The 5,798-nt window shown below is 71.5% G+C and carries 4 protein-coding genes and 1 pseudogene; all 5 read left to right on the top strand.

Annotated features, from left to right (window positions below; translation table 11 throughout):
- The first annotated feature begins 36 nt into the window (after positions 1 to 36).
- Complete coding sequence (locus tag P1P70_RS39235) at positions 37 to 966, top strand: carbohydrate ABC transporter permease (RefSeq protein WP_413471651.1); 930 nt, start codon at positions 37 to 39, stop codon at positions 964 to 966.
- The gene (locus P1P70_RS39230) at positions 963 to 1,805 is read left to right on the top strand and encodes a carbohydrate ABC transporter permease (protein WP_319246355.1); all 843 of its coding nucleotides are present in this window, start codon (positions 963 to 965) and stop codon (positions 1,803 to 1,805) included. Before P1P70_RS39235 ends, P1P70_RS39230 begins: the two co-directional genes overlap by 4 nt.
- Position 1,806: 1 nt before the next feature.
- Positions 1,807 to 3,576 (top strand): beta-N-acetylhexosaminidase, encoded by a 1,770-nt coding sequence (locus tag P1P70_RS39225; protein WP_319246352.1) that lies wholly within the window; start codon positions 1,807 to 1,809, stop codon positions 3,574 to 3,576.
- Positions 3,577 to 3,866: 290 nt separating this feature from the next.
- On the top strand, positions 3,867 to 4,760 hold the full coding sequence (locus P1P70_RS39220; RefSeq protein ID WP_184893457.1) for an FAD binding domain-containing protein: 894 nt from the start codon (positions 3,867 to 3,869) through the stop codon (positions 4,758 to 4,760).
- Positions 4,757 to 5,798 (top strand): annotated as a pseudogene (locus tag P1P70_RS39215) ((2Fe-2S)-binding protein); the annotation flags it as partial. The gene P1P70_RS39220 and the pseudogene P1P70_RS39215, both read left to right, overlap by 4 nt.

The raw sequence follows: 5,798 nt of genomic DNA, 5'->3' as shown, positions 1-5,798 counted from the left end.
CCCGGGGGGTTGCGGGTTAGGGTCTGGGGGGGCGGGGTGCGTGGGCGGGTGCGGGTTCGTCGTGGTTTCTCGCGCAGTTCCTCGCGCCCCTGTCGGGGCGCCGGCACCCCTTGGCTCTATCTTGCCCCCGCCCTTGTCGTTCTTGGTGGGCTGCTTGTTTATCCCGTCTATCAGCTCGGGCTGATATCGCTGTTCGAGTACACCCAGGCGCAGGTCAGCGGAGGCGAACCGACCACTTTCCAGGGGGTCGGGAACTACGCGGAGCTGTTCGGGGACGCCGAGTTCTGGCGGGTGCTGCTCGCCACCGTCGTGTTCGCGGCGGCGTGCGTGGTGTCCACGCTCGCCGTCGGGTGCGCGCTCGCCGTGCTGCTGACACGAGTACGGGCCCTGCCGCGGCTCGCGCTGATGCTGGCGGCGCTCGGCGCGTGGGCGACCCCGGCGATCACCGGCTCCACGGTCTGGCTGCTGCTGTTCGACCCGGACTTCGGGCCGGTCAACCGCGTTCTGGGACTCGGCGACCACTCCTGGACGTACGGGCGGTACAGCGCCTTCCTCCTCGTCATGCTCGAAGTGGTCTGGTGCTCCTTCCCGTTCGTGATGGTGACCGTCTACGCGGGCATCCGCTCCGTACCGTCGGAAATCCTGGAGGCCGCCGCTCTGGACGGGGCCTCGCAGTGGCGGGTCTGGCGGTCGGTCCTCGCGCCGATGCTCCGACCGATCCTCGTCGTCGTCACCATTCAGTCGATCATCTGGGACTTCAAGGTCTTCACCCAGATCTATGTGATGACGGGCGGCGGCGGAATCGCGGGCCAGAACCTCGTACTGAACGTGTACGCCTATCAGAAGGCTTTCGCGTCGTCCCAGTACAGCCTCGGTTCGGCGATCGGCGTGGTGATGCTGGTGATTCTGCTGGCCATCACCCTGGTGTATTTGCGACTGCTGCGAAGGCAAGGGGAGGAGCTGTGAATTCACCTGGTTTCCCGCGGCGGCCCTGGCGGCTCGCCGCGGAGGCGTCCGCCCTGGTCATCGCGGTCGTGGTGGCCTTCCCGCTGTACTGGATGGTGGTGAGCGCCTTCAAGCCGGCGGGCGAGATCGAGTCGTCCGAGCCCCGGCCGTGGACCCTCGCGCCGACCCTGGATTCCTTCCGCCGTGTCTTCGGGCAGCAGGAATTCGGCCGCTACTTCGCCAACAGCCTGATCGTCGCCTGCACCGTGGTCGTGGCCTCCGCGCTCATCGCGTTTCTCGCCGCGACGGCGGTCACCCGATTCCGCTTCCGATTCCGGACCACCTTGCTGATCATGTTCCTGGTGGCCCAGATGGTTCCGGTGGAGGCGCTGACCATCCCGCTCTTCTTCCAGATGCGGGACTTCGGTCAACTCAACACCCTGGGTGCGCTGATCCTGCCCCACATCGCCTTCTCGCTGCCGTTCGCGATCTGGATGTTGCGGGGCTTCGTGAAGGCGGTACCCGAGGCGCTGGAGGAGGCCGCGTACCTCGACGGGGCGAGCCGTTCGCGATTTCTCTGGCGGATCCTTTTCCCGCTGGTCTTCCCGGGGTTGGTGGCGACCAGTGTCTTCTCCTTCATCTCGGCCTGGAACGACTTCCTGTTCGCCAAGTCGTTCATCATCAGTGACACCTCGCAGTCGACCCTGCCGATGGCCCTCCTGGTCTTCTACAAGCCGGAGGACCCGGACTGGGGCGGCGTGATGGCGGCGTCCACGGTGATGACCGTCCCGGTGCTCGTCTTCTTCGTACTCGTACAGCGACGGCTGGTCTCCGGACTGGGCGGCGCGGTCAAGGACTGATGTGCAGAAACCCGATCTGATTCCGGTGCCCCGCGCCGTCGACGCCGCCGCCGGCGAGGTACGGCTGACGGCGCGCTCCCGGCTCCACGCCGGCGAGGGGACCGAGGACGTCGGCCACTGGCTGGGCACCGTGCTGCGGGACGCCACCGGCCTGCCGCTGCGCGAGGGACGCGAGCTCGACGACACGGAGGGGGACGGCATCGGGCTCCGGATCGACCCCGGGCTCGGCCCCGAGGAGTACCGCCTCGTCAGCGACCCCTCCGGCGTCCTCGTCGAGGGCGGCGACGCGGCCGGTGTCTTCTGGGGCGCTCAGACACTGCGTCAGCTCCTCGGCCCCGAGGCGTACCGCAGGGCACCGCTCGGCCGCGACCGCGTCTGGAGCGTGCCGTACGTCACCGTCGAGGACGCCCCCCGCTTCCGCTGGCGCGGCCTCATGCTCGACGTCGCCCGGCACTTCATGCCCAAGGACGGGGTCCTGCGGCAGCTGGACCTGATGGCCGCGCACAAGCTCAACGTCCTGCACCTGCACCTGACGGACGACCAGGGCTGGCGGATCGAGATCAAGAGGTACCCCCGGCTGACCGAGGTCGGCTCATGGCGGGCGCGCACGAAATTCGGCCATCGCGCCTCGCCCCTGTGGGAGGAGAAGCCGCACGGCGGCCACTACACCCAGGACGACCTCCGCGAGATCGTCGCCTACGCGGCGCGGCGCCACATCACCGTGGTCCCCGAGATCGACGTCCCGGGGCACAGCCAGGCCGCCATCGCCGCGTACCCGGAACTCGGCAACACCGACGTCGTCGACACCGCCTCGCTCGGCGTCTGGGACACCTGGGGCGTCAACAAGAACGTCCTCGCGCCCACCGACCGCACCCTGCGCTTCTACGAGGGGGTGTTCGAGGAGGTGCTGGAGCTGTTTCCGGCCGATGCCGCGCCGTTCTCGGCGTTCGTGCACATCGGCGGCGACGAGTGCCCCAAGGACCAGTGGCGCGCGTCGCCCGCCGCGCAGGCCCGGATCCGGGAGCTGGGGCTCGCCGACGAGGACGCGCTGCAGTCCTGGTTCGTCCGGCACTTCGACAACTGGCTGACGCGGCGCGGGCGTCGCCTGATCGGATGGGACGAGATCCTGGAGGGCGGGAGCCGAGCAGAAGGGCGCGCCCCTGTCGAGAGCGACGAGGAGGAGGGAGCGAAGCGACCGCTCGACGAGGAGTGTCGACAGGGGATCAGAGCGCCCGGAGGTGAGGCGACAAGATGCAGCCTCGCGCCTGGGGCGGCGGTGTCGTCATGGCGGGGGTACGCGGGCGGGGTCGCGGCGGCCCGCATGGGCCACGACGTGGTCATGTGCCCCGAGCAGCAGGTGTATCTGGACCACCGTCAGGACGGCGGCTCCGACGAGCCGGTGCCCATCGGCTGGGTACGCACCCTGGAGGACGTCTTCCGGTTCGAGCCGGTCCCCTGGGAGTTGACGGACGCCGAGGCCCGGCACCTGCTGGGCACCCAGGCCAATGTGTGGACCGAGGTCATGGAGGACCAGGCGCGCGTGGACTACCAGACGTACCCGCGCCTGGCGGCCTTCGCCGAGGTGGCCTGGAGTCGGCTGCCGGCCCCCGCCGAGCGTGACTTCGGCGACTTCGAACGGCGGATGACGGTCCACTACGCGCGACTTGACGCCCTGGGGGTCGGTTATCGGCCGCCTTCGGGCCCGCGTCCGTGGCAGCGGCGACCCGGCGTGCTCGGACGTCCGATCGAGGGGGCGCCCCCGAACGTGTGAGGCGGGAGCGAAGACGTAGGACCGAAAGCGCGTGCCCTGCGACGGTGGCCGCTCGGGGAACGAGTGGCACAAGAGGTGCGTGAGCCACTGGAAGGTGTCATTGCGCGCCTATGGGTGATGACGCACCAAAACGGACCATCTCTCGGGTGAGGTGGGCGAATGCCTCCTAGCGGACCCCCGCGTTCGGGCCTCGCGAGAATGTGCCAGAGTTGCCACGTCCGCCCTGTCAGCACGTACCGTACGGCAACACAGGCGGGGACCAGGTGGGGCAGCGGGAAGGGGCAGCCGGTTTGACCACGCACGCACCGCAGGCGGCGCAGGCCGTGACCCTGCCCGGCTCGCTGGACGAGGCCGTGGCGGCCCTCGCCGCCATGCCCTGGGCGGTTCCGGTGGCGGGCGGCACGGACCTCATGGCCGCGGTCAACTCCGGGCAGCTCAGGCCCGCCGCGCTGGTCGGCCTCGGCCGGATCAGCGAGATCCGCGGCTGGCAGTACCAGGACGGCCATGCACTCCTGGGGGCGGGACTGACGCACGCCCGGATGGGGCGCCCGGACTTCGCGGCGCTCATTCCGGCGCTCGCCGCGGCCGCGCGCGCCGCCGGACCACCGCAGATCCGCAACGCCGGCACCCTCGGCGGCAACATCGCGACGGCCGCCCCCACCGGGGACGCGCTGCCCGTGCTCGCCGCTCTGGAGGCCACACTGATCATCGCGGGCCCGGGCGGGGCCCGGCGCGAGATGCCCGTCTCGCACCTGCTGGCGGGCATGGAGATGTTGCGGCCCGGTGAACTCATCGGCTTCGTGCGCGTGCCGCTGCTGCACGCCCCCCAGGTCTTCCTGAAGGCCACCGGGCGCACCGGCCCCGGCCGCGCGGTCGCCTCCGTCGCCCTCGTCCTCGACCCCGCCCGGCGCGGGGTGCGGTGCGCCGTCGGAGCCATAGCGCCGATGCCGCTGCGCCCGCTGGACGCCGAGGCGTGGGTGGGTCAGCTGATCGACTGGGACGGCGAGCGCACCCTGGTGCCCGAGGCGCTCCAGGCCTTCGGCGAGTACGTCGCCGCCGCCTGCATCCCGGACCCGGCCCCCGAGGTGGACGGTTCCGTGGCACCGCTTCCGCCCGCCGTACTGCACCTGCGGCGCACCGTCGCCGCGCTGGCCCGACGAGCACTGGGGAGGGCACTGTCGTGACCGACGACCAGCACGGAGAGGGCACCCCGCAGCAGGGGGGCCAGGGCGGCTGGGAGCGGCTGCCGCAGGGCGACTACGACGACGGCGCGACCACGTTCGTCCAGCTCCCCGAGGGGGGCATCGACGCACTGCTCGCCGCGGACAGCCCGCTGGCGGCGCCCGGCCACGGCTATGTCCCGCCGCAGATAGCGACGAACTCCATCAACCCGGCCCACACGGGACAGGTCGGTGACACGGCCCACACCGCCGGTACGGACCCGTCCGTCCCGGGCACCTGGGCGATGCCGGCCGGGGGTGCCGAGTGGCACGACCCGAACGCCGGGCAGCCCTCGCCGCCGACGCAGCACGGGTTCACGTACAACCCCGGCTCGACGGGTCAGTGGACCTTCGAGGAGCCGGCCGCGCCGGAAGGCACCGCTCCCGGTCACGATGTGACCGGCGAGTGGTCGATTCCGGTCGCCGGTGGTGATCTTCCGGATGAATCCGGTGAGTTCAGCACCTCGGCCCTGGTCGAGCAGTGGGGCGGCACCCCGCCCGCCACGCTCCCCGGCGGTGCTTCCGCGCCCTGGGCGACCGAGGAGATCGGCACGGCGTGGACCGCGCCGCCGCCTCCCGCGCGAACCGACGAGCACCCGTCAGGGGAACGCCCGTCAGGCGAACACCCCGCCGAGGAACGCTCGGCCGAGGGTCCCTCGGCGTGGGAGGGCGTGCCGGGTACGGCCCGGGACGCCTCCGGTGAGCCCGCCGTGACCTCTGGGGGCTCTGGGGACGCGTACGCGGGTCAGGGCGCCGAGACGGCCGAGGAGGCCCCGGAAGGCGCCCAGGAGCCCGCTGGGTCGGTCGGCGGCGCCGACGCGGAGACCTCGGGCTCCGAGCGGACCGAGAACCCGGAGACTGGCGCCGACGCGCCCGGGGCCGTCGAGCCCTCCGAGTCCGCCGACCATGCCGAACACGCCGACCACGCCGAGTCCGGCGAATCCGCCGAGTCCTCCGGTGCCGAGGGCGACCCGGCCGCCGCCGAGGAGCCCGCCCCGACCC

Origin of the sequence: Streptomyces sp. MB09-02B (assembly GCF_033794485.1) — a bacterium.
In the GTDB taxonomy this organism is placed as follows: Bacteria; Actinomycetota; Actinomycetes; order Streptomycetales; family Streptomycetaceae; genus Streptomyces.
This window is presented reverse-complemented; position numbering and strand designations above follow the sequence as displayed.